We start from the raw sequence: 23788 nt of genomic DNA, 5'->3' as shown, positions 1-23788 counted from the left end.
GTTTATGATGGTAGCTACTCAGGGGGGGATGCTTATGAGCATTTTCCTACTTCAACGAAGGGAGTAGCCTTTTGTCTGTTGCGGAAGCACTGGCATTGATGATCCAGTTTGGATCATTGATGCTTGCGCTTGTTGGCATTATGCTGACAATCAGCAAAAACGATAAAAAATAACCCCGTCATAAACCTTAGCGAGATTTAACGGGGAATTTCCAAATAATTTTGCTACCGTCATGCGGCTACATTGAAGTGATGTTAGCGCATCGCTTCTTTTCTTTAGTATAGCATCTCAACGAGTCATCTGTAAACAACGAGTCATGAGTGAAATCAATCATTCAATAAAGTCCTAATGGAGTCGATATTCTCTAAAATTAGTGCTGAAGACGATGGCAAATGGAATTAACTAAAGAGTAAGCACTGGGGTAGAAGCTTCCTTAACCACGCTTCTTTTCTAGCTGAACCACTGATATTATTCTTGGCGACTTAAAGAATAAGGCAAACTATCCTCTGAATAAGTTTTAGTATGAGGAACAATGCCTAAATGGTAGTTGATCGTGCCACCGTTTAGTAAATCTTTATGAGTAAAATATAGCTTTTCATAAGTGTAGCCATCTCGACTTACATGGTGAATAAACTGTTGTTGGGGCTGGTTAGGCGTAGCATGGATAGTCAATTGATTGCCGTTTGAAAGTGTTAAGATCACTTGATCAAACAGTGGGATACCAATGACATACTCACCGGTTCCAGGTGTAACTGGGTAAAAACCTAAACTGTTAAAGATATACCAAGCGGCCATACTGCCATTATCCTCGTCGCCAGGATAGCCAGTAGGTGATGTATCGAAAAGTTGCGTAAGCAACTGTTTGATCAAAGGTTGTGCCATTTCGGGTTTCCCAAGGTAATGGAAAAGATAAGGGTAGTGAAAACTTGGTTGATTAGAGATGGCTAATTGTCCAAATTCAGTTGCTGCCATCTCACTCATTTCATGGATTTCAAACCCATAACCACCGACTTCAAACTTAGGCGGTTGATTACATAATTCAACTAATTTGTTCTCAAAAGCTTGTTTTCCACCATGCGCTTCGATCAGACCTGCAAAGTCATGGAAAACAGCAAAACTGCTTTGCCATGCACTTCCTTCTGCGTAATCTGTGCCCCAAGAGATAGAGGAGAAATCAGGACGGAATTTTCCTGAGCAGTCTTTTGAACGCATAAAACCAGTTTCTGTATCAAAAACATTGCGATAGTTCATGGATTGTTGCTGATAGTGATGAGTTGTTTCAACATCAGCTAGTGTTTGAGCAACTTGACTGATACAAAAATCACTGTAGGCATAATCAAGTGTGTGATTGATCGATTCATGGTAATGGTTTGGCACGTAGCCATACTTTAAATAATCGATTGTCCCTTGGCGACCATAATTTTGTTGATCACTTTGAACTGTCGCTCCTTTTTTCATTGCTTCTAAAAATTCCGGCATATTCTGACTGCCGATACCTTTGATGGCAGCATCAGCGATCACTGCATCGATCAATGTTCCAGGCATGAGACCTCGTTCATCTGGAGAAAGCCATTTAGGTAAGAAGCCAGTTTCTCGATAACTGTTTAAAAAACCTTCCAACATCTCTTCATATTTTTCGACCGCAATCAATGAAAAGAGTGGGTAAACCGTTTTGTACGTATCCCAAAACCCATTATTTGTATAAAGAATCCCATTTTTTACTGTACAACTAGTGGTATCATAATGGATTTTTTTTCCTTCTGGATCAATTTCGTAAAAAGTTTGTGGGAATAGGAATGTCCGATATAAATTGTGATAGAACGTTTGCATTTGTTTTTGATCATGATGGTTGATTTTGATTCGATCAAAGTAGTTTTGCCATTGCTCCTGACTGTCTAAAAGATAGTCTTTTTCTTGTTTTTCTTGCTCTTGTTTCAAATTGTGGTGAGCTTGTTCATTACTAATGAATGACGTCCCTAGCCGAATCGTCTGTTGCTTGATATGACCAAAATAAAGAGCTACGGTGTCTGCTTGTTCGCTAGAATACTCGAGTTCACTAGTTGTCAGAGGCTGTTCGAAGCCCAAAACAAAATAAAAAGTGAAATTCGGATCTTCTGCGCCCGCAAAATGAGTGACTTGACCTTCTAGTGTGTAGGCATCTTTTGCAGTAAGACGGAAACGGCCAGGAAACGCTAGTAATAAACCGCTATCATTTTGTTGGTAAGTGATGGAAAGGATGCCACCATACATACTAGGGATCAATGTCGATTGAATACCGTAACGCAATTGGTCAATGGAAAGGTGGGTGGGACAAAAAGTACATTCTTCTGGGCGATACGAACTTTGGGCATGGAACACCGTGGGTTCTTGTAATACTCCACTGAACGGAGTCATCAAAAAGTGGCTGAAATCCCCCATCCAAGGACTAGGTTGATGAGTCAAACGATAACCTTGGAAAATCCGGTCATCGGGGTGAAACCACCAACTACCTCTTTGTTCATTTGTCTGTGGGGCAAAATAGTTCATACCAAAAGGAACGCCTGTATAAGGCAGGCAATTCCCATTAGAAAAGTTGGCTTGATTCGCAGTGCCATGACGTGTATCAATTTGTTGAATGTCCATGTGTATACTCCTTTGTCGATAGTCGTTGGATCAAAGTAACAGGATGTTTGATGTCAGCCGGTTTTTCTTTTGTTTGTAACCACTGGATCATCGCTTTGCCCGCCAATTCGCCTAATTGGAGAAAATCTTGGGCAATCGTTGTTAAAGGCGGATCAACCAAAGCAGCGGCTTGGATATCATCGAACCCGATGACGGAAAAATCATTGGGAATGGTGTAACCCAATTGTTTTAACGTAGTCATTGCTTGAATTGCAACTAAGTCATTCTCACAAACAAATGCTGTAACGTTATGTGTATGAATATAGTTAGCTAATTCATTAGTGGTCGCCATTGGATCATTTAATGCAGTATGGAACGATAACTCTGCTTTATTCAGTGCTTCAAGATAACCGAGATAGCGTTGTCTCACGGATTGTGGATGGGATAAATCACCAAAAAGATAAGCGATTTTTTTGTGACCTTGTTCAATCAATTGATTGGTTGCTAAAGAACCACCTTGAAAGTTATCCGATAAGACAGTTGGAAAAGGTAACTCATATATTTTTTTATCTAGCATGAGTACTGGAAAGTCTTTTAAGGAAAGCTCAAAAAGCAAGTCAAGATGTTGATCTATTTCAAAAGCATAATAAATCAAGCCATCAAATTCTTGCATCAAATCATTGGCTGTCTTTGTTTCTAAAAAATCTAAAGTCGTCATCATGACCTCGAATTGATGTTCTTGCATGATTGGATTCAAGCCCTGAGTAAAGTCACCCACGGATAAATCAGACAAGTAAGGCAAAAGAAATAAGATTCTTTTATGAGTAGAGAGACTACGTGAAGGAACACCTTTTTTGGGAGCTTTAACAAAACTTCCTTTTCCGCGTACACGATAAATCAATCCTAGTTGTTCTAATTCTGTCAATGCCCGTTTGGACGTGATCCGACTAACATTGTATTGTTGGGATAGTTCTTTTTCAGTGGGAACTTGACTGTCGACAGGTAAAGTTCCATCATGTATTGCTTTTTCTAGCGCTAAAAATATTGTTTTATATAATGGTTGCTCCATAATTACACCTCTTAATGATATATCATAATTAAATCATAGCATAATACTTGAAAAAGTAAATAGAAAAAAGTTCATTGAAAGCGTAGACATTTATAGTGCGAGCAGGTATAATTCACAATGACATATCAAATAAAAGGGAGTTTATATAATATGGCTTATAAGAATATACCTAATTCAGTGAAGCAATTTATGGATGACATCATACAAAAATGTGGAGAAGAGCATGCAGATTGGGCTAAGAATTTTTCTTCGGCTTTTGCGAATACGTTGTTGACCACAGTCAAACGGCAAGAGGATGGGACAACTTTTCTACTCACAGGAGATATCCCTGCAATGTGGTTACGTGATTCCACCGCGCAGGTTCGTCCTTATTTAGTAATTGCGAAAGAGGATGAAGATTTAGCTGACATGATCAGTGGGTTAGTCAAAAAGCAATTTTACTATATCACGATCGATCCATATGCAAATGCGTTCAATGAACAAGCAAATGGCGCAGGGCATCAAACCGATCACACTCAAATGAACGATTGGATCTGGGAAAGAAAATATGAAATCGATTCTTTATGCTACCCTGTTCAACTAGCTTATTTACTTTACAAGAATACCGGACGTACAGATCAATTTGACCACTCATTTATTGAGGGGATTCAAAAAATCTTAGAAGTTTTTCAAGTAGAACAAGACCATCGACAATCGCCTTACACCTTTACAAGAGACACCACAAGAAAAGAAGATACGTTAGTCAACGAGGGACGTGGATCGGCGATTGCGCCCACGGGTATGACTTGGTCAGGATTTCGTCCGAGCGATGATGCCTGTCAATATGGCTATCTTGTCCCATCCAATATGTTTGCTGTAGTTATTCTAGGATATGTGGAAGAGATTTTCACCTCAATTCTTGAAGACCAAGAAATCGTTACAAAAGCAAACGACTTAAAAACAGCCATCCAAGAGGGGATTGCCACCTATGGAAAAATCGAAAATCAACAAGGTGAAACGATTTATGCGTATGAAGTAGACGGCTTAGGGAATGCCTCATTAATGGACGATAGCAATGTGCCTAATTTGATTTCAGCACCTTATTTGGGTTATTGCTCCAGTACAGATGAACACTATATAAATACGCGAAACACTTTGTTAAGTAAAGAGAACCCTTACTTTTATGAAGGGAAGTATGCAAAAGGAATTGGTTCTTCGCATACGCCCGAGAATTATATTTGGCCAATCGCCCTAGCGATGGAAGGAATGACGACAGAAGACAAACAAGAAAAAGAACGAATCCTTGATTTACTAGTAGCGACCGATGCAGGGACACACTTGATGCATGAAGGTTTTGATGTGAACAATCCGCAAAACTACACAAGAGAATGGTTTTCTTGGGCAAACATGATGTTTTGTGAATTAGTCATGGATTACTTTGATATCCGAGTGGAAAAATAAGGAGGAGAATAGATATGAAGAAAAAAGTGTATATCATTTCTCATAGCCATTGGGATCGTGAGTGGTACATGGCATATGAGCAACATCACATGCGATTAGTGGAGTTAATGGATGATTTGTTGGAGCTGTTTGAAACCGATCCAGACTTCAACAGCTTTCATTTAGATGGACAGACCATTATTTTAGATGACTATCTACAAGTACGTCCTGAAAAAAGAGAAGCAATCCAACAAGCCATCGATGTAGGAAAATTACGGATTGGACCATTTTATATTTTACAGGATGATTTTTTAATTAGCTCAGAGTCAAATGTTCGGAATATGTTGATCGGTATGGAAGAAAGTCGCAAATGGGGAACGCCGGTCATGCTAGGTTATTTCCCTGATACTTTTGGCAATATGGGACAAACGCCACAAATGATGAAGCAAGTAGGACTAGAAGCTGCTGCGTTTGGTCGTGGGGTGAAACCGATAGGCTTTGATAATCAAGTACTAGAAGCTGAGAACTATTCGTCACAATATTCTGAGATGTGGTGGAAAGGCCCTGATCAAACGGAGATCTTTGGGTTATTGTTTGCCAATTGGTACAGTAACGGGAATGAGATTCCAGCTGAGAAAGAAGCTGCGATTCGTTTTTGGGATCAGAAGTTAGCAGATGCCGAGCAATATGCGTCAACCAACCATTTATTGATGATGAATGGAGTGGATCATCAACCTGTACAAAAAGATATATCAAAGGCAATTCGATTAGCCAATGAATTGTATCCTGACTATGAATTCATTCATTCCAATTTTACTGATTATCTAGAAACGGTACAACAGGATCTTCCTCAGGATCTTGGCTCAGTTGAAGGAGAATTGACGAGTCAAGAAACCGATGGCTGGTATACGTTAGCCAATACAGCTTCTGCGAGAGTTTACCTCAAACAGTGGAACACAAAAGTACAACGTCAACTTGAAAATGTCACAGAACCTTTAGCAACGATGGCATATGAAGTGACAGGAAGGTATCCGCACGATCAATTAGATTACGCTTGGAAAACACTGATGCAAAATCATCCTCATGATAGCATTTGCGGATGCTCAGTTGACTCCGTTCATCGAGAAATGATTCCGCGTTTTGAAAAAGCCAATGAAGTGGGGAGATTTTTAGCACAAGAAGCATTGGATCAACTGGCAACAGCTATTGATACCAGTGGATTTTCGAAGCAAAGCTATCCTTTTGTTATTTTCAATACAGCAGGAATGCCCAAAACAGGGTCAGCCGTAATCACTTTAGAGTTGGAACGAAAACGATTTGCAGAAGGTATTCCAGAGAAGCTATATCAAGAATTGGCGGAACAACCTAAGAAATACTACCATGTTGAAACGTCTGAAAAAAAACAGATCCCAGCTTTGGTTTCTGAAGAAGTTGTATCATTTGGCTATGATTTACCGAAAGATCGCTTTAGAGTGCCATATATGGCAAGATATGTCACGATTGAGCTACCAATTGATGAAATGCCTGCATTTTCATGGGAAACATTCGCTTTAGTTGAAGGAGCAACGGATGAAAAACAAGAGTCGATGATTACTCAAGCAGGACGCTGTATTGAAAATCAATTCGTGCATGTATCCATTGAGCAAAATGGGACATTGACCTTATTGGATAAAACAAGCGGGCAAAAATTTGAAGAGTTATTGACATTTGAAGACGTCGGTGACATCGGTAACGAATATATCTTCAAGCAACCAGAGAATGAACAAGCGATTCTTTCAAAAGACCAACCGAGAAGTACTGTTGAGATCATCAAGGATACATCTAAAATCGCTCAAATCAAACTAACTCAAACCATTGACATCCCTATTTCTGCAGATGATCGGTTAGAAAAAGAGCAACAAATGGTACGAGAGTTCCGCTTTAGGCAAGCCCAACGCTCAAAAGAAACAAAGCCACTGACAATCACAACACTGATTATGTTGCGTGCAGAGAGCAAAAAGATCGATTTTACAACAACCATCGACAATCAGATGAAAGATCATCGCTTACGTGTCTTATTCCCAACGAAGTTACATGTGGAACAACACGAAGCAGATAGTATTTTTGAAGTTGTAGCTCGTCCAAACCAAGTCTCTGCAAGTTGGGAGAACCCGACCAATCCCCAGCATCAACATGCCTTTGTCCAATTAGGCGATGCAACCCAAGGGATAACGATTGGTAATTTTGGTTTGAATGAATATGAAATCTTGGATGGAAAAACCATTGCGGTGACATTACTGCGTTGCGTCGGTGAGATGGGCGACTGGGGTTATTTCCCAACACCGGAAGCACAGTGTTTAGGTGTTCACCAATTCGATTACAGTTTAGAGGTCCATACAGGAGAAGATAAATTCGCCACCTACAAGCATGCTTATGCAGCTCAAATTCCATTTTCGACAAAGCAATTGTCCAATCAAGTAGGCAAACTATCACCGAAAAACCAATATTTATCAATTGAAGGGGAAACGTTTGCAATTACTGCTTTGAAACGAAGCAAACTTAATGATAAACTAGTAGCGAGAGGATTCAATATGTCTAGTCATTTAGAATCGTTGCATTTGACGAAAAATGGCAAAAAAGGCAAACGGTTGAATCTCCTTGAAGAAGAATGTCAAGAGACGATTGACGAAATGCTCCAGCCTTATGAGATTCGGACAGTCGGCTTTGAGGAGGAATAATTGATGTATGGTGGAATAGAAGCAGGTGGAACAAAATTTATTTGTGCAGTATCAGATCAGGGAGAAATCATTGAAAAAATCAGTGTACCGACAACTTTACCGGAGGAAACATTGGCGTTAGTGTTTGATTTCTTTGATCGCTTTGAATTAGAAGCAATTGGAATCGGTTCCTTTGGTCCAATCGGTATTGATCCAACGAATGATCGCTATGGCTATGTCTTAGCTACGCCTAAACAAGGATGGCGAGATTTTGATTTCTTAGGAAGCATCAAACAACGATACGACGTTCCTTTGGCATGGACAACCGACGTCAATGCTGCGGCATATGGTGAATTGTTAAAAGGGGCGGCGCAAGGGAAAAACAGTTGCATCTACTTGACTGTCGGCACAGGTATTGGTGGCGGTGTTGTGTTGAATAGCGATATTCTTTCTGGAAGTGCGCATCCGGAAATGGGGCACATCATGGTCAAACGTCATCCAGAAGACGACTACGAAGGAACTTGTCCTTTCCATAAAGACTGTTTAGAAGGATTAGCGGCTGGACCATCGATCGAAGCACGTACAGGAATCAAGGGACAAAATTTACCTGAGGATCATCCTGTCTGGGATATCCAAGCATATTATCTTGCACAAGCATTAGTCAATTATACATTGACATTAGCGCCAGAAAAAATCATTTTAGGTGGTGGTGTCATGAATCAAGCACACTTACTACAAAAAGTGAGAGAACAATTTATGACATTGATGGCTGGCTACATGGAAACGCCGCCAGTAGAGGAGTATATTGTTCAATGGGGCATGCCAAATGAAAGTGGGATCATCGGCAGTTTATTATTGGCGGAAAAGGCACATCGAGAAGGAAATGAATTTGCATAAATCTAAGAAGAAAATAGCGACTTTTAATTTTTAGATGGAAACTTGAATAAAAATAGGTATAGAGAACGACTGTCATTATTGGTAGCCGTTCTTTTTTATTCTATATATTACGTACTAAAGTTGTATTGACAAAAGAATGTATTTTTTTTTTACGATGTTGTTACAAATTAGAGCGGAGGGGTAGATTATGGGGCAATCCACAATTACCTTTAGAATTCCAGATGATGAAAACAAACTAGTAGCAGAATATGCTAAAGTACATAACTCATCATTGAAGGAACTTTACAGGACGTCAGTACTTGATAAAATCGAAGATGAGATTGATTTAAAATTATTAAAAGATGCAATGGCACTTTCTAAAAAGAAAAAAGAGAAGGGAATTTCTCAGTCTGGCATGGAGAAGTTCTTAGCTGAAGTATAAAGTTATCTATATGCCTCAAGCGCAGAAACAGTTAAGAAAGATGGATCGAAATCAGGCAAGAATAATCGTTGCTTGGATTAGAAAAAATTTGGAAGGAACCAGCACCCCTCGACAACACGGTAAAGGATTGACTGGAAATCAAGGTGGTGAGTGGCGGTACCGCATTGGGAATTATCGCATACTAACAAATATAATTGACTCTGAAATTATAATTGAACTATTTTCTATTGGTCATAGAAGCATTATGTACAAGAAATAATTGTTGCAAATGAGACTGGTTTGGAGCAACATGAATCCGAACTTAATTGATTGGAAAAACAACTTGTGTCAATAATTGGTTTTCCGGTGTATCAAGCGGATTACTTAGATAGTAATCATAATAAACGCCTGTACTTTCCAAATGATTTTCTTGGAGATAAACCAGCATTGCCTCGTATGTTGCCTCAAGTGTGGCGTAAGAACCTTGATGTGTGGCGATAACGGCTTTTCCACCATACGTTTGACTCATATACACCTCATCACTTGCAGAAATAGCTGTATTGATAGGAATCCCTAACTCAATGTCAAAGATGGTAAAGTCTTCGTTGCTATTCAGATAAGCGCAGTAGGGGGCGCCAATCAGTTGGGCACCTTGTTCAGCAACAGCGTGCATCAATTTTTCATAGCCAGTATCTATTGCAACGGTCATGTTCTCCATAGTAACAGCAGTCGCTTTGGTTGCTACAGCAATTTGTGACGAAAGGTTAGTTATTTCAATATTCATATGAATGATCTCCTTGATATTTTTTATATACATACTAATGTAAGTCTGGCATGTATGCGCTTACTGTCAATTCATATTTTTGATAGAAACAGAAAAAAACTGAGAATTGGGCTCGTATTAAGTTCCCAATTCTCAGTTTTTTGTTTATGACTATTTTCAAGTGTTTACCATAATCCCGGCAATGCTTGTGCAATGATTTTTTCTTGTGTAAATGGATGGGGCATATGGAGTTCTAACGCATGGAGCATCAAACGTTTCGCTGACTTCGTTTGATAGAGCGGGTCACCAACAATGGGGTGGCCTTGATTTGCTAAATGTACACGGATTTGGTGGGTTCGTCCTGTATCCAAGACACAATAGACCTTTGTTTTATCTGCCGAAAATTCGGCGACTTGGACATGTGTGATGGCTGGTTGCCCATTTCTTGGATCAACCACTCGTTTGCGACGATCATGACGATCTCTGCCGATTTTGTCTGTAATTGTTACATCTTGAGAAAGTTTACCCCAAACAACGGCTTGATAACGGCGGTAGATTTTTTTCTGTTCCAACATTCTACCTAAAATAGGTAAAATAAAAGGATTTTTAGCAAATAGAACAGCTCCACTCGTTTCCTTGTCTAATCGATGAACGACATATGGACGTTGCTTTTTTTGATTTAAGTAAGCAGCCAGATGATTCAATAACGTATTCGTTTCTGTCGGTTCATTCGGATGCGTTTTGATACCGACTGGTTTGTTGACGATGATCAAGTGCTCATCCTCATACAACACGCTGACTTTTGTTGCTTCCCCCAATTGGATCTCTTGGTAACTATAGTCAGTTTCCTCGAAGTGCAAAGTGATTTGATCTCCAGCTTTTGCTTCGTGATGGAATAAAACAGGTTCGCGATTCAATAAGACGTTTTTACGTATACGTAAAAAGTGTCGGACTTTTCTTGGTACAAGCCACTCATTTTCTAATAATTCTCGAATCGTCATGGTTGGATGAGATTCAGGTAACGTGATTGTGATGTCCACATGCTCACACCTTTCATTGAAATTCAGATTCATTGTAACATTTTTAACAGATATTTAAGAAAAAAATGGAAAAATTCCTTCACTTCATATGCTAAACTATCCACATTGTGAATAAACAAAGCGTACACCTACATCTCAAGCAGGACGTCACGCATAATTAGTTATGTTAAAATGAGAAGAATGAGATCAATAGACAGGAGAAGAAGTGAATGGATTTTCAGAGCATGTTAAGAAGAATAAAAACTGCGCTCATCAGTTTTTGGCGATGGATTAAGCCTTACCTCGGACAATTCCATCGATGGCGTAAGCGCATTTGGAAAAAATATCATATCAACAAGTTGATTTTACTGATCGGACTGATCTTCGTATTGATCACGAGTATTTATCTATTTGTATTAGCAAAACAAGCGAATGTTGAAACACTGAAATCTGGTTTGAGTCAGTCGACCGTGATTTATGATAAAAACAACGAAGAGGCGGGGACGTTGTATGCACAAAAAGGGTCTTATGTGGAGTTAGATGCGATTTCTCCACTGATCCAAGATGCCGTTATCTCGACCGAAGACCGGAATTTTTATCAACATCCTGGTTTTGATATCAAAGGGATTGCCAGAGCAGCAGTAAGGATGATCACATCTGGTGGTACAGGCGGGGGTGGCGGAAGTACCATTACCCAACAGTTAGCCAAAAATGCGTATCTTACACTAGATCAAACGTTTGACAGAAAAGCGAAAGAACTTTTTCTAGCGATTGAGATCGAGAAGAAGTACAGCAAAGAAGAAATTTTAACGATGTATCTGAACAATGCCTATTTTGGTAATGGGGTTTGGGGTGTACAAGATGCATCAAGACGCTATTTTGGAGTGGATGCTAACAATGTCACGCTGTCTGAAGCTGCTACGTTAGCGGGGATGTTGAAGGGTCCTGGTATCTACAACCCAATAGATCATCCAGAAAATGCCAATAATCGGAAAAATACGGTGTTAAGCGTGATGGCAGACAATGGTAAAATCAGTGAAGAACAAGCAACTGCTGAGTCTCAGACGGACATCACACACTATTTGAATGATACGTATACTGGTTCGGAGTCTGGTTATCGTTATCCTTATTATTTTGATGCAGTGATTGATGAAGCTGTTAGTGAATATGGCTTAGATGAAGCAGATGTCATGAACAAAGGCTATAAAATCTATACGTCATTGAATCAGAATTATCAGCAACAACTAGAAGCGACTTATCAAAATGATGCGTTATTCCCTCCAAATGCGACAGATGGTGCCATGGTCCAATCAGGTTCAGTTGCACTAGATCCGAAAACAGGAGGGGTTGCAGCGCTCGTTGGTCGACGTGGGGAACATGTCTTTAGAGGATTCAACTTTGCAACGCAGATGAAACGCTCACCTGGTTCATCAATCAAACCACTCAGTGTGTTTGCACCTGCGTTAGAAGCTGGCTATACACCGTCAAGTATTCTTGAAGATAAACCACAATCTTATTATGATGCACACAACTTTGATGGGACCTATCAAGGGGAAGTACCGATGTATCAAGCAGTTGCTCAAAGCTTGAATTTACCAGCTGTGTGGCTACTTCATGAGATCGGTCTTCAAAAAGGCTTTGATAAGACAAAAGAATTTGGCTTACCTTTAGCTGATTCAGACAAGTATTATGGGTTAGCGTTAGGTGGTTTGAAAAATGGGGTATCTCCTATGACTATGGCGGGGGCTTATGGTTCATTTGCCAATAATGGGAAGATGTATACACCGCATTTGATCACCAAGATCGTTGACTCTACCGGAGCAGTCATCGTTGATAATACCAACAGTAAACCAAAGCAGGTCATTTCCGAAGAAACGGCGAATCAAATGACCAGCATGTTACTAGGTACGTTCTCTAATGGAACGGGTGTTGCAGCGAATCCATATGGTTATACGGTGGCAGGGAAAACAGGAACGACAGAAACGAATTTTGATGCTACAAAAGCGAATGACCAATGGATCGTTGGATATACACCAGATGTAGTCATATCTACTTGGTTGGGATTTGAAGAAACGAGTGAACTTCACTATTTAGAAGGTACAAGTGGCAATGTGGTGGGGAAAGTCTTCAAATCAGCAGCAGAAGGCATCTTGCCTTACACCGAGCAAACAAGATTCAATGTTGCGGATGCCTATGCTACCGGCGGTCAAGTCGTCCCAGCAGATCAAGTACCAGATAATTCACAAACCAATGAAGAGAATCAGGGGAACTGGCAAGACAATTTAGATCGTTATGGCGAACAAGCAAAAGATGGCCTAAGGAATTTTGGCGATATGCTGAGAGAAGGCGTACAAGGTATCGGTGATGCAACACGAGATCTATGGCGTCGATTCCAAGGAGAGTAGGCACTTTGAAAACAAATCACCTCATGTTACAATAGAGTTTATTAAATAGAAGAAAAGAGGCCGTCGTATGTCAAATATTTATGATAGTGCAAATCAAATCGAACGTGAGATTCGTGAACTAAAAGAATTCAAAGAGCTAGAAGAAGCTTATGCAAAAGTAAAAGCGAATGAAGAAGCACACCAACTGTTCAAAGATTTCCAAGCGATGCAGATCGAATTACAAGAAAAACAAATGAGCGGACAAGAATTCAGCGATGAAGATGCTGCCAGAGCACAAGAAATGGCAATGAAAATCCAAACAGAAGAAGTCATCAATGACTTGATGCAAAAAGAACAAGGGTTCAGCACGATCATCAACGATTTAAACCGTATCATCATGACACCAGTACGCGACTTGTACAGCGAATAGTCACCAACAAAATAACTTTCTGGCATGAAATCTCTAAAGGATTTCATGCCAGTTTTTTTATGAAAAACAATTTTTTCTTTCAGAAGAAAAAGTGATGGACAGGCAAGGATCATCCTTTGTTATCATTAAGTTGCAGAAAGACACCGATAAACAAACGAGAGGATGTGAACCTATGCCAAAGAAAATGACGATCGAAATTACCGCACCTATTAAAGAATTGAATGTTACGAAACCTTTTGACTTAGCCCTTTTCAATCAATTTATCCTACATAAACGAACAAAAGAGTTACTACAGACACTAAAAAAATTGAAACATCAGCTTGTCGAAGATTCATGGGCCTATGATAAAAATTTTCGTTGGGTATCCACAAAAACGCATTTCGAGCATTATCAAAACAGTTTGATCTGGGCAGAAAAACTGGATCGAGTCATATATCAGCGGTTAACAGAAAAACAAAAGAATCACACGCCTTTTGCTCTTCTTTCATTTATGGTAACTCATCGCTATATTCACGAATATGCACGTTATACAGTGAAAGACCAACGAATGATCTTCCAAGAAATCCGCCAAAGTCCACAAGTAGAAAACAAAGATCTTTTTATGTTTGAAAAATTAAAAGAGGGTGTCAGCTTGGCAATTACGGCTAGAAGACCTTCATTAGCGGAAAAACAAAAGAATAATGATCGAACACAAAGCCTTTGATCGTATCATTGAGTCCTAATTTAATAGACAAAACAAAAATTTAAAGCATATTGTATGCTTTAAGTCAGACTGTAGACAAAAAGGAGTGGCTTAATTGCCAACTCCTTTTTATTAGTCTTTGTAGAAATTTGAAATAAAAAGCCATAGGCTTTTTTGCTTTCCATAGCCATGAGGCTAGTTTTTTTAAATTCATGGCAGCAAACGTAAGCATCGTGTGCGTGGCGACTTTTTCGAGACCTCGATATTTTGTCCAACGCATACCATGCTTTTCTTTTGCATCTGCAAATATTCGTTCAATAGTTTGTTTTCTCTTTTTATAAATTTCTCTATTCAACGCCGTATGGCGTTGGTGTTCAAGTTCATCCATAAGATCCGCCCAAACATGTCGAGTTACTATTTTTTGATGTTTTGTACTCAAAGTACAGTTTTTAAGTAATGGACAACTCCTACAGAATTTTGGATTTGATTTATAGGTTCGATAACCATCACGAGTGATAGTTGAAAATAACAACGGTTGATTATTGGGACATAAATAGCAGTCAAAATAGGCATCATAAACAAAGTCTTTTTTACGAAACATTCCTTTTACTCCATGAGGTACAGTATATGGAAGAATCGGGTAGAGTTTCAAGTGTGACAGAAAATGAACAAATTTAGGCGTCTTATATCCTGCATCAGCGACAACACGCTTTATATTTGGAAAAGCTCTTTTCGACTGTTTGACCAGATCGATTGCGACTTGGCTGTCATGTACATTTCCTGGTGTGATTAATGTAGATAAGATAAAACCATTATCTTCACAGGAAGTATGCGCGGAATAAGCAAATTGTTTTTCTCGTTCACCTTTAACATAGTAACCACTTTCTGGATCTGAATGACTTATTTTTTGAAGACTCAACTCACTTTCTGTGTCCCATGTAAAAGGACGTTTTCCTACAGCAATACGTTCTTTATTTATTTCATCTTCTAATTCATCTTGATAAGCTTTAGCTTGACCGTAGGTCATTTCTTTTGTGAACTTATGTTTATTGGCATTTGCCTTAATATGAGTAGAATCAATATAAAGGTTGTCTTCCGTAACGAAGCCAGCTTTTACAGCTTGTTCTAGAATATGAGAGAAAATGTCTTCAAATAAAGTTGTTTCTCTAAATCTTCGAACATAGTTTTTACCAAAAGTAGAGAAATGCGGGATAGGATCCTCGAATGAATAACCTAAAAACCAACGATAAGCAACATTTGTTTCAACGTCTTTAATGGTCTGTCTCATCGAACGGATACCAAATAAATATTGGATAAATACTAATTTAATTAAGACCACTGGATCAATACTGGGACGACCATGGGTCGAATACGTAGATTCTACAATGGGATAAATGAAATCAAACTGAATCGCAGCATCAATCTTTCGAACTAAGTGATCTTTAGGTACAAGATCATCAATTGTTAACATAGCAAATTGATTTCTACCTTCAATCGATTGTTTTCTCATCATTAGAATCACTCCCAGAATAGTTTATACAATGAGTATAAAACAAAAAAACTGCAAACAACACTCCAAATTTAGGAGTTTGTCTACAGTCTGACTTAAAGCATATTGTATGCTTTAAGTTTTTGCTTTGTCTGGGTAAAATTGTAAATCCTTTGAATCAAGTTTTAGATATGAGGAGTATCAAGATAATTTACTAATGGAAGATCAGTTTCTTTTAGTAGTTCAACGACGAGTTGAGCGACTAAAGCAGCGCCTTCTGGACTAAAATGGGTGTTGTCACAAAGTCCTGAGGGATAATTTTCATAAGTATCAACTGGTAAATGCAAGTAGAACTTTTTTGTTTCTTCTTGCGTATACTGTTGAAGAGTTGCTTGTGAACGAGTGAAAACATCCAAAATGGGGTAGTTATTTTTTTCTGCGAATTGCCTCATTGCTTTTGGATATTCTCCTAAGCAGTTCGGATCTAATTGCCCATTTTTCAAGTAAAGGCGTCGCGTGACAGGGGTCAAGAAAATTGGCTGTACATTTGAGGATAAGGCTGTTTGTGCATAGATAGCAAGTGCATCTATATACCCACCATATGGTTCTGTTCCTTTTGCTTCAGTGATTTTTTGGTCGTTGTGGCCAAACTGGATCAGCAAAAAGTCCCCCGCTTGAAATTCTTCTTTCAAGCGAGTGAATCGTCCTTCTTCAATGAATGATTTTGAACTACGGCCATTTTTTGCTTGATTGTTTACCCGAATCTTAGGCTGGAAGTATTTACCAAGAACTTCTCCCCAGCCGGTTTCTGGTCGAGCAGTCATGTTTTTGATCGAAGCAGTGGAGTCGCCTGCGATATGGATCGTTTGCATAGTCATTCTTCTTCCTCAAAAAAACCGAAATAGTTTCGCGCATTTGTATAACAGATATCTTCCACTAAGGTTCCTAAAAGATGGATGTCTTCGGGCGCTTCACCTCGTTCCACGATTTCACCGATCAGCTCACAGAGAACGCGTCGGAAATACTCGTGTCGTGTATAAGAGAGAAAGCTGCGAGAATCCGTCAACATACCGACGAAATTTCCTAAAACACCGCCATCAGCAAGTTGTGTCATCTGTTCACGCATGCCTGCTCGGGTATAGTTATACCACCAACCAGAACCGAGTTGAAGTTTTCCGGCGGTTTCCTTTTGAAAGCAACCCATCATAGCAAGAAGTAAGGGATAATCATTTGGATTGAGTGAATAAAGGATTGTCTTTGGTAATTGACTGGTTTGATCGGCATGATCCAATAACTGTTGCAGGTGGCTGGTTAGTGGTTGATCGTTGATTCCGTCATAACCAGTATCTGGCCCTAAGCGTGTGAATGCTTGGGTATTGCAGTTACGATAAGCATGGAGATGCAACTGCATCGTCCAACCATGCGCATGATATAAAGTGATCAGCCGGTTGAGTGTTTCCGTTCGATAAGCATCAATTTCTGTTTGTGTCAGTGTTTCTTTCGTCAATGCTTTCTGGAAAATCTGTTCAAGCTCATTTTCCGAAGCTGTATGATAGGACAAGCGATCTAATCCATGATCCGATAGGCGACAGCCATGCTGATGGAAATAGTCGATCCTTTGACTCAATGCGGTGATCAAAGAAGTGTAATCAGCGATTGGTTTGCCAATTACGTGAGACAATTTTGACAACCATTCAGAAAATCCCTCGTGGGTGAGATTTAACGCAGCATCGGGACGGAATGCTGGTAATACTTTGAGATCAGGTTCTTCTTTTGCCAATAATTCGTGATAAACTAATTCGTCGATGGGGTCATCTGTTGTGCAAATGACAGTCACCTTCGCATTTTTCGCCATCTCTCGTCGCCGAAACGCTGGTTCAGCTAAACGTTTATTTGCTTGTTCCCAAATGTTAAGGGCATTTTCTTCATTGATCAGTAAATCGATTTGGAAGAAACGTTTCAATTCAAGATGTGTCCAAGTATACAAAGGATTGCCTATGATTTTCGGCACCGTTTGACACCAAGCATAAAATTTTTCGTAATCTGAGGCGTGACCAGTGATTTTTTCTTCAGGAACCCCGCAAGCTCGCATCAAACGCCATTTGTAATGATCGCCACTCAACCAGGCTTCTGTCAAATTAGTGAAAGGTTTGTTCTCATAAATTTCTTTTGGTGATAGATGACAGTGATAGTCGATGATCGGCATTTTTTCAGCAGATGAATGGTACAGTTTTTTTGACCATTGATTGGTTAATAAAAAATCATCAGATAAAAACATTTACTTCACTTCTTTCAATTTCAGATTAGGTAGTGATAAGAAAAATCAAAGTGTGACACCATTTTTAAAAATAGCTAGTTCTCTTACGTCGTTGGCTTCATTTTTTGTCTCTTCTCCGCTCGCAACACGGATGATCTTATCGATAAATAAAGGTAAGACCTCTGCCATGGATTGAGTCAATAATTCACCAGCATCAAAGTCCATCCAATGTTGTTTTCGTTCGAATAAAGGTGTGTTAGTTGATACTTTCAGCGTGGGAACGTAAGAACCAAAAGGTGTTCCTCTACCTGTGGTGAACAAGACGAGTTGACAATCAGCAGAAGCTAACGCAGATGCGGCAACAAGGTCATTACCGGGCGCCTCCAGTAAACTCAGCCCAGTTTTACGTACTTTATCACCATAGGCTAACACATCGACTACCGTTGAATTTCCTGCTTTTTGGGTGCAACCAAGTGACTTGTCTTCTAAGGTAGAGATACCGCCTGCTTTGTTTCCAGGAGAAGGATTTTCATAGACTGGTTCATTATAAGAGAGAAAATATTGTTTGAAATCATTGATCAAACGAACGATCGATTCAAAGACTTCTTGATTTTCTGCTCGTGCCATCAGTACTTGTTCGGCACCAAACATTTCAGGCACTTCCGTCAAGACCGTGCTACCTCCTTGTGAAATCAAATAGTCAGAAAAGGCACCTAGCAATGGATTGGCAGTAATCCCTGACAATCCATCCGAACCACCGCATTTCAAACCGATCGTTAGTTTATCCAGAGGAACAGGAACACGGAAATCTCTTCGTGCGATTTCTGCTAATTCTTCAAGTAATGATACGCCATGTGCTATTTCATCAGTGACATCTTGGGCAGTTAAAAATTTTACTCGTTGTTTGTTATATTTATTTAAACTAGCTTTTAATTCTTGTATCGTATTATTTTCACAACCTAATCCAAATACAAGCACACCGCCAGCATTCGGGTGATGGATGGCATCAGCTAAGATCTTTTTCGTATTCTCATGGTCCTTACCTAGTTGAGAACAACCATAAGGATGTTTTAAAATCGTGAGATGATCGAAAGGATTGTCATCTGCATGTCGTTTTTTAAACTCTTGGATGATCAATTCAGCAATTCCATTGACACAGCCAACGGTTGGAACGATAAAGAGATCATTGCGAATCCCAGCTTGTCCGTCTTCACGAAGATAGCCTTGAAAGGTGCGATTTTCTTGTGGATAGACGATGGGGCGTGATTTTGGTTGGTATTGGTAGCTTTCCTCACCAGAAAGATTTGTTTTGATATTATGCGTATGTATCCATTGCCCCGCTTTGACATCCGTCAAGAGATGACCAATCGGATAGCCATACTTGATCACATCAGCCCCTGCGCTCAAATCAGACAAAGCAATTTTATGGCCTAAGGGGATTTCTTCAAAGGTAGTTAACGTAACATCATCGAAGCGAAGTGTTGTATTCGTTGGAATCGTGGTAGTAGCTACGACAACGCTGTCCTGTGGGTGTAATTGGATGATTCGAGTGGAGAAATCTGGATCAGTCATTTTTTTCATCCTTTCAATTCATGTAATACGTTACGAATGCCTTTTTGATCGATCTCTTTCACGTAAAGTGAAACTGTTTCTGTTAAATCAGGAAGTACGGATAGATCTTCGCCCCAAAGCGTTGGATTTTTCAATAGTTGAAGGACAGCAGTCTCTGGCTCAGCCCAAGCTTCAGCGAAGCTAGCGAGTACCATAGGGTCATCGTTTACCTGGATTTTCGAATGATCGGAACGATAAAGCAAGATCAAGGCAGCAAATGAGACAGTCAGGTAGGAAGGGAGCGCTTCCCTTTTTTCAATGTATTTTTTTAGAATAGGTAGTAATCGTGTTTGAAATTTGGCAACACTGTTCAAAGCAATCGCATGTAATTGATGATGTGCAAAAGGATTTAAGAACCGTTCGTTGATTTGTCTAGCGTACGCCAGCAATTCTTCTTCGGGTAAGCGTAACATTGGGATCAATTCACTAGTCACTAATGTGTTGATGTAATCGGATAGCAGAGGATCTTTCATGACTTCTTCGACTGTTGAGACGTTTGACAGTAGACCAATCGGCACCATTGCAGTATGAGGACCGTTGAGTAGATGGACTTTCCGCTCACGATAAGGCGTCAAATCATCAGTCAAAACAACATTCAGACCTGCTTTTTTCAATGGTAAGCGTTCATTCAATTCCTCTGGGGCTTCGATCACCCACAACATAAATGGTTCAGCTTTGACCAACAGTTGATCGTCATATCCCAATCGTTGGTGCAATTCATCGATTTCATCTCTCGGGAATCCAGGAACGATCCGATCCACCAAACTGCAATAAAAATGATTTTCTTGGTGTAGCCAATCGACAAATTTTGTTTCAAGCTGCCAATTTTTTGCATACTGTAAAACGAATTTTTTTAAAAGCTCTGCATTGCGATCAATCAATTCGCATGGGATGATCGTAAGTCCGTTTTTATTCATTTTGAATCGATGATACAAAAAGGCAGTCAATTTTGCGGGGAAGCTTGTTGGAGGGATATCATTTCGAGTATCGGCTTCATGATAACTAATACCAGCTTCTGTCGTATTAGAAAAAACAAAGGCTAATTCATCGATTTCTGCCAATGCGAGGAATTCTTGCCATTGCTCGTAAGGGTTGAGCGTACGGTCGATCACAGTGATCGGCTCTGTCGTATCGATGACTTTGCCATCAATTAACCCTTGAAGTAGAACCGTATAGAGCTGATCTTGTTCAGCCAGCTTGTCACTTAAGCCGTGAGCTAGTGGCTGGACGATTGCAACATTTCCTTGATAGAGTCCTTGATTGTTTAACTGCTGAAGTTGCCAATCAACGAATCCTCTCATAAAATTTCCTTCACCAAACTGTAGACAAGTAATTGTAGCTTGGTTTTTAGGGTATTGCTTTTTAGTTAATCTTTCCATCGAATGATTTCCTTTCTGTGAGACAAAAATTTTATGATAAAAATCTCTGGAACGAAACGAGAATTATCAATGTTTGTTATTTTTATGACGGTTTCATGCTTCTTTTTGACAGATTTTATGTTTTTTTTTATAGCTAAATCTATTTTTGATTTTCATGCTAGGTTCAATCTTTTGGTAGCGAATTCATCGTAATATGAATGAAAGGTTTAGTCAATATAGCTTGCTATCGTTAGGTTTTGCTCTTTCAAAAAAACTTATGTTTTTAAATAGTAGTATGTTAATCTGAAAGAGTGAAGATACTCATTGCTTTAGAAGATAATCAATTTTACATAAAATGTAAGCCTTTTAATTCTGGAGGGGGAGAAAGCTAAATGAGGAACAAAATGTTGTTTTATCAAATGTTTATGCCGCTTTTTATTATCGGTGTGGTACTGGTCGTTGGCTTTAGTTTGTTTATCTATACCAACACCTATGAATCGATTGAAGAGAACTACTTATTAGATAAACAAAATCTATTGAAACAAATCAAAACAAATGTAGAATGGAAGTTTCGGACGATTGAATACTCTTTCGCTACATACGGCTCCACTAAAAACTTCTCCGAAATATTTCAATCTCCTTTGAATCATACCGACTACACTATTTATTCCGAAGTACGAAAAGAACTTAATTTTATTGAAACGATCGCAATGGAGGAAAATGCGTTCAAGTTAGTCAGCCTAGAAGGCGGTTGGGGTGTCGTGAATGGGTCGCTGAATCAACTATCACCACAAGAAGTGACTGATTTAAAAGCCCAGTACGTCCATCAGGATCAACAAGTTTTTTGGACGAAACAACCAGATGGAATTGAAATGGTTGTTGCATTACCTAAAGCAGTCAGTGAAAAGTATGCGCTAGGTTTTGCTTCGATCGACCATCAGGCACTGAAACGAATCATTGAACGAAGCAATGAAGACCGCTTAACGATCTATTATGGAGCAGAGATACTTTTTACTGATGCTGAATCATCAAGAGAAGGGATGATAACAGTCCAAAATATCGAAGCAAATGTACCAACAGTGGTTCAAAGAAATGGTCGGAATTTCATCTTGCTCCAATCTGATTACAATCAATGGCAGTATCAATTAGAGATCGATCCTGCAACTATAGGTACGACTGTCCGAAACTTGCAAATCGGATTAGCTACTGTATCCTTTACTTTGATCATTTTAGTAGGGGGCTTGTCCTATATCTTTTCTGAGCGATATGTTCGTCCTATCAGCCAGATTCAAGACCGATTGAATCTTCATTCGGAAGGCTTATCTGGAAAGAAACTAGAGAACGTTGTTCAGTCAGTGAGCCAAGTAATTGGTGAAAATGAACTATTGAGTGCAAATTTGATTACTCAGAAACCACAACTAGAAACATTATTTGTCTTGAGTCTCTTTAGAAATCGTGTGGAAAAACGGGAGTTGGATCAACGGTTACGGCAGTTCAACTACGACTCGCAAAATGAATGTTACTATACAGCAATCGTGCAGATCGATCTTTTAGAAGACAGCCATGGAGGAGAACGAGATTTATTGCTATTGGCTATCAACCAAATGATTGCTGAGATCGTTCCTAAAGAAGAACGAATGATTCCTATCGTGCTAAACGAAGAAATGCAAGCAACGATTTATCGAATTCCTAAAGAAGAAGAATTCGCGAATAAAAAAGTAATGGATCACTGTCGTCAGATCCAAAAAATGATTCAAGAATATCTCAAATTGACTGTTAGCATTGGGATCAGTGAATGTTTTACTACGCTCAATGACAGTAAGCAATCTGTCGACCAAGCGAAAGAAGCCTTATACCATCGGGTAAACACTGGACCAAATTCAATTGTGTTCTACCATGAAATCATCTCAGAGCAGCAGGAGAAGACATTGATCAAATATCCGATGAAACAACAAAATCGTTTATTTGAAGCCATCCGTTCAGGAGACGAACACGTCAGTCACCTTCTTCACGAATTGATCATTGAGATGTTCACTCAAAATAAAAATCGATTGAATCGAGAAGTTGTAGCTATTCGGTTAGTCAATGAATTTGTTCAGTTGGGACAACTATTGGGTGTGAATATTACGCAGTTTGAAGAATTGAAGCAAATATATGTTAAGGTATTACATACTTATCATTCTCAAGAACTTGAACAATTGCTGTTAGAACAATTTGTTCAACCAATCACAAAAAGTGCTCAAGAAATCACGGAGCAAGAGTTTAAATCGTTATCAGAAAAAATGATCCATATCATCTATAGCGAATACGATCGTGATCTATCACTAGACATGGTGGCAGACCGTCTGCACTATAATCCTAACTATTTGAGTAATGTGTTCAAGAAAGAAACCGGTGAAAACTTTGGAGATTTCATTCAGAACTACCGCTTAGAGATCGCTAAGAAATGGTTGAAAGAAACGACGTTATCCGTGAAAGAAATTGCAGAAAGACTCAAATATCGTAACTCACAAAACTTTATTCGCTTTTTCAAAAAGAAAGAATCCGTCACTCCTGGTGAGTACCGTAAGAAAAACCGTTGAGGACAACTTAGTGAACGTCGATCATTAAAGTCCTACATAAGTTACTTAGGAAAAATAGTTGTTTCGATTGCGAGAAATAGCACGATCTTTGAAAAATGAATTTTTCTTAGATCGTGCTATTTAAATGAATA

At 39.2% G+C, this 23788-nt stretch carries 19 protein-coding genes; 10 read left to right on the top strand and 9 right to left on the bottom strand.

From position 1 onward, the window contains the following. Positions 1–71: 71 nt before the first annotated feature. Positions 72–173: a putative holin-like toxin gene (locus tag IGJ49_RS13260; protein ID WP_019724559.1), complete on the top strand. Its 102-nt coding sequence runs from the start codon at positions 72–74 to the stop codon at positions 171–173. Between the two features lie 295 nt (positions 174–468). Here the strand turns inward: IGJ49_RS13260 and IGJ49_RS13255 are convergent, their stop codons facing one another. Together IGJ49_RS13255 and IGJ49_RS13250 are read right to left on the bottom strand one after the other, a co-directional pair. Next, complete coding sequence (locus IGJ49_RS13255) at positions 469–2622, bottom strand: GH92 family glycosyl hydrolase (RefSeq protein WP_244063248.1); 2154 nt, start codon at positions 2620–2622, stop codon at positions 469–471. Then, a complete protein-coding gene (locus IGJ49_RS13250) occupies positions 2603–3670 on the bottom strand; it encodes a GntR family transcriptional regulator (protein ID WP_010734158.1) in 1068 nt (355 codons plus the stop codon). The genes IGJ49_RS13255 and IGJ49_RS13250 overlap by 20 nt, the downstream gene beginning before the upstream one ends. A gap of 150 nt (positions 3671–3820) precedes the next feature. On the opposite strand from IGJ49_RS13250, the gene IGJ49_RS13245 reads away from it, so the two are divergent. From IGJ49_RS13245 to IGJ49_RS13225, 5 genes are all read left to right on the top strand, one after another. After that, positions 3821–5110, top strand: a complete 1290-nt coding sequence (locus IGJ49_RS13245; RefSeq protein WP_224434280.1) for a glycoside hydrolase family 125 protein — start codon at positions 3821–3823, stop codon at positions 5108–5110. Between the two features lie 14 nt (positions 5111–5124). Further along, positions 5125–7806, top strand: coding sequence for an alpha-mannosidase (locus IGJ49_RS13240; protein ID WP_224434279.1), 2682 nt, complete (start codon positions 5125–5127; stop codon positions 7804–7806). Positions 7807–7809: 3 nt separating this feature from the next. Further along, positions 7810–8682 (top strand): ROK family protein, encoded by an 873-nt coding sequence (locus IGJ49_RS13235; protein WP_023520469.1) that lies wholly within the window; start codon positions 7810–7812, stop codon positions 8680–8682. A gap of 187 nt (positions 8683–8869) precedes the next feature. Then, positions 8870–9103 (top strand): type II toxin-antitoxin system RelB family antitoxin, encoded by a 234-nt coding sequence (gene relB, locus IGJ49_RS13230; RefSeq protein ID WP_010734162.1) that lies wholly within the window; start codon positions 8870–8872, stop codon positions 9101–9103. Next, the gene (locus IGJ49_RS13225; protein ID WP_224434911.1) at positions 9093–9362 is read left to right on the top strand and encodes a type II toxin-antitoxin system RelE family toxin; all 270 of its coding nucleotides are present in this window, start codon (positions 9093–9095) and stop codon (positions 9360–9362) included. Before relB ends, IGJ49_RS13225 begins: the two co-directional genes overlap by 11 nt. Before the next feature lie 42 nt (positions 9363–9404). Here IGJ49_RS13225 and IGJ49_RS13220 read toward each other — a convergent pair whose 3' ends face one another. Both IGJ49_RS13220 and IGJ49_RS13215 read right to left on the bottom strand, forming a co-directional pair. Further along, positions 9405–9866, bottom strand: coding sequence for a GyrI-like domain-containing protein (locus tag IGJ49_RS13220; RefSeq protein ID WP_062806079.1), 462 nt, complete (start codon positions 9864–9866; stop codon positions 9405–9407). Between the two features lie 164 nt (positions 9867–10030). Then, positions 10031–10885: an RluA family pseudouridine synthase gene (locus IGJ49_RS13215; protein ID WP_023520467.1), complete on the bottom strand. Its 855-nt coding sequence runs from the start codon at positions 10883–10885 to the stop codon at positions 10031–10033. Between the two features lie 209 nt (positions 10886–11094). On the opposite strand from IGJ49_RS13215, the gene IGJ49_RS13210 reads away from it, so the two are divergent. The 3 genes from IGJ49_RS13210 (at position 11095) to IGJ49_RS13200 (ending at position 14381) form a co-directional block, all read left to right on the top strand. Further along, the gene (locus IGJ49_RS13210; protein WP_023520466.1) at positions 11095–13269 is read left to right on the top strand and encodes a PBP1A family penicillin-binding protein; all 2175 of its coding nucleotides are present in this window, start codon (positions 11095–11097) and stop codon (positions 13267–13269) included. Between the two features lie 67 nt (positions 13270–13336). Further along, a complete protein-coding gene (locus tag IGJ49_RS13205; protein WP_010734167.1) occupies positions 13337–13678 on the top strand; it encodes a YlbF family regulator in 342 nt (113 codons plus the stop codon). A gap of 172 nt (positions 13679–13850) precedes the next feature. After that, positions 13851–14381 (top strand): hypothetical protein, encoded by a 531-nt coding sequence (locus tag IGJ49_RS13200; RefSeq protein ID WP_062806081.1) that lies wholly within the window; start codon positions 13851–13853, stop codon positions 14379–14381. Between the two features lie 64 nt (positions 14382–14445). Here IGJ49_RS13200 and IGJ49_RS13195 read toward each other — a convergent pair whose 3' ends face one another. The 5 genes from IGJ49_RS13195 to IGJ49_RS13175 all read right to left on the bottom strand — a co-directional run bounded on the left by IGJ49_RS13195 (position 14446) and on the right by IGJ49_RS13175 (position 21096). Beyond that, entirely contained in the window at positions 14446–15873 is a 1428-nt protein-coding gene (locus tag IGJ49_RS13195; RefSeq protein WP_371740615.1) for an IS1182 family transposase, read from the bottom strand. A 161-nt stretch (positions 15874–16034) separates the two neighbouring features. Beyond that, entirely contained in the window at positions 16035–16721 is a 687-nt protein-coding gene (locus IGJ49_RS13190) for a rhamnogalacturonan acetylesterase (RefSeq protein WP_196228137.1), read from the bottom strand. Positions 16722–16723: 2 nt separating this feature from the next. Further along, positions 16724–18127: a glucuronate isomerase gene (uxaC, locus tag IGJ49_RS13185; protein WP_438723817.1), complete on the bottom strand. Its 1404-nt coding sequence runs from the start codon at positions 18125–18127 to the stop codon at positions 16724–16726. Positions 18128–18172: 45 nt separating this feature from the next. Continuing rightward, on the bottom strand, positions 18173–19678 hold the full coding sequence (locus tag IGJ49_RS13180) for a UxaA family hydrolase (RefSeq protein ID WP_438723816.1): 1506 nt from the start codon (positions 19676–19678) through the stop codon (positions 18173–18175). Positions 19679–19683: 5 nt separating this feature from the next. Then, complete coding sequence (locus IGJ49_RS13175; protein ID WP_062806084.1) at positions 19684–21096, bottom strand: tagaturonate reductase; 1413 nt, start codon at positions 21094–21096, stop codon at positions 19684–19686. A gap of 371 nt (positions 21097–21467) precedes the next feature. Between IGJ49_RS13175 and IGJ49_RS13170 the strand changes: the two genes are divergently transcribed. After that, the gene (locus tag IGJ49_RS13170) at positions 21468–23657 is read left to right on the top strand and encodes a helix-turn-helix domain-containing protein (protein ID WP_438723815.1); all 2190 of its coding nucleotides are present in this window, start codon (positions 21468–21470) and stop codon (positions 23655–23657) included. Positions 23658–23788: the final 131 nt, after the last annotated feature.

This window comes from Enterococcus sp. AZ171, from assembly GCF_051714005.1.
GTDB classification, from domain to species: domain Bacteria; phylum Bacillota; class Bacilli; order Lactobacillales; family Enterococcaceae; genus Enterococcus_B; species Enterococcus_B pernyi.
Note: the sequence above shows the minus strand (reverse complement) of the source record. Positions and strands in the feature narration are given on the sequence as shown.

Excerpts from the sequence above, each read along its gene's own strand:
- relB (WP_010734162.1), top strand. The coding sequence starts at position 8,870 with ATGGGGCAATCCACAATTACCTTTAGAATTCCAGATGATGAAAACAAA.
- IGJ49_RS13200 (WP_062806081.1), top strand. The coding sequence starts at position 13,851 with ATGCCAAAGAAAATGACGATCGAAATTACCGCACCTATTAAAGAATTG.
- IGJ49_RS13250 (WP_010734158.1), bottom strand. The coding sequence starts at position 3,670 with ATGGAGCAACCATTATATAAAACAATATTTTTAGCGCTAGAAAAAGCA.
- IGJ49_RS13195 (WP_371740615.1), bottom strand. The coding sequence starts at position 15,873 with ATGATGAGAAAACAATCGATTGAAGGTAGAAATCAATTTGCTATGTTA.
- IGJ49_RS13175 (WP_062806084.1), bottom strand. The coding sequence starts at position 21,096 with ATGGAAAGATTAACTAAAAAGCAATACCCTAAAAACCAAGCTACAATT.
- IGJ49_RS13170 (WP_438723815.1), top strand. The coding sequence starts at position 21,468 with ATGAGGAACAAAATGTTGTTTTATCAAATGTTTATGCCGCTTTTTATT.
- IGJ49_RS13205 (WP_010734167.1), top strand. The coding sequence starts at position 13,337 with ATGTCAAATATTTATGATAGTGCAAATCAAATCGAACGTGAGATTCGT.
- IGJ49_RS13255 (WP_244063248.1), bottom strand. The coding sequence starts at position 2,622 with ATGGACATTCAACAAATTGATACACGTCATGGCACTGCGAATCAAGCC.
- uxaC (WP_438723817.1), bottom strand. The coding sequence starts at position 18,127 with ATGTTTTTATCTGATGATTTTTTATTAACCAATCAATGGTCAAAAAAA.
- IGJ49_RS13180 (WP_438723816.1), bottom strand. The coding sequence starts at position 19,678 with ATGACTGATCCAGATTTCTCCACTCGAATCATCCAATTACACCCACAG.
- IGJ49_RS13240 (WP_224434279.1), top strand. The coding sequence starts at position 5,125 with ATGAAGAAAAAAGTGTATATCATTTCTCATAGCCATTGGGATCGTGAG.
- IGJ49_RS13190 (WP_196228137.1), bottom strand. The coding sequence starts at position 16,721 with ATGCAAACGATCCATATCGCAGGCGACTCCACTGCTTCGATCAAAAAC.
- IGJ49_RS13245 (WP_224434280.1), top strand. The coding sequence starts at position 3,821 with ATGGCTTATAAGAATATACCTAATTCAGTGAAGCAATTTATGGATGAC.
- IGJ49_RS13220 (WP_062806079.1), bottom strand. The coding sequence starts at position 9,866 with ATGAATATTGAAATAACTAACCTTTCGTCACAAATTGCTGTAGCAACC.
- IGJ49_RS13210 (WP_023520466.1), top strand. The coding sequence starts at position 11,095 with ATGGATTTTCAGAGCATGTTAAGAAGAATAAAAACTGCGCTCATCAGT.
- IGJ49_RS13235 (WP_023520469.1), top strand. The coding sequence starts at position 7,810 with ATGTATGGTGGAATAGAAGCAGGTGGAACAAAATTTATTTGTGCAGTA.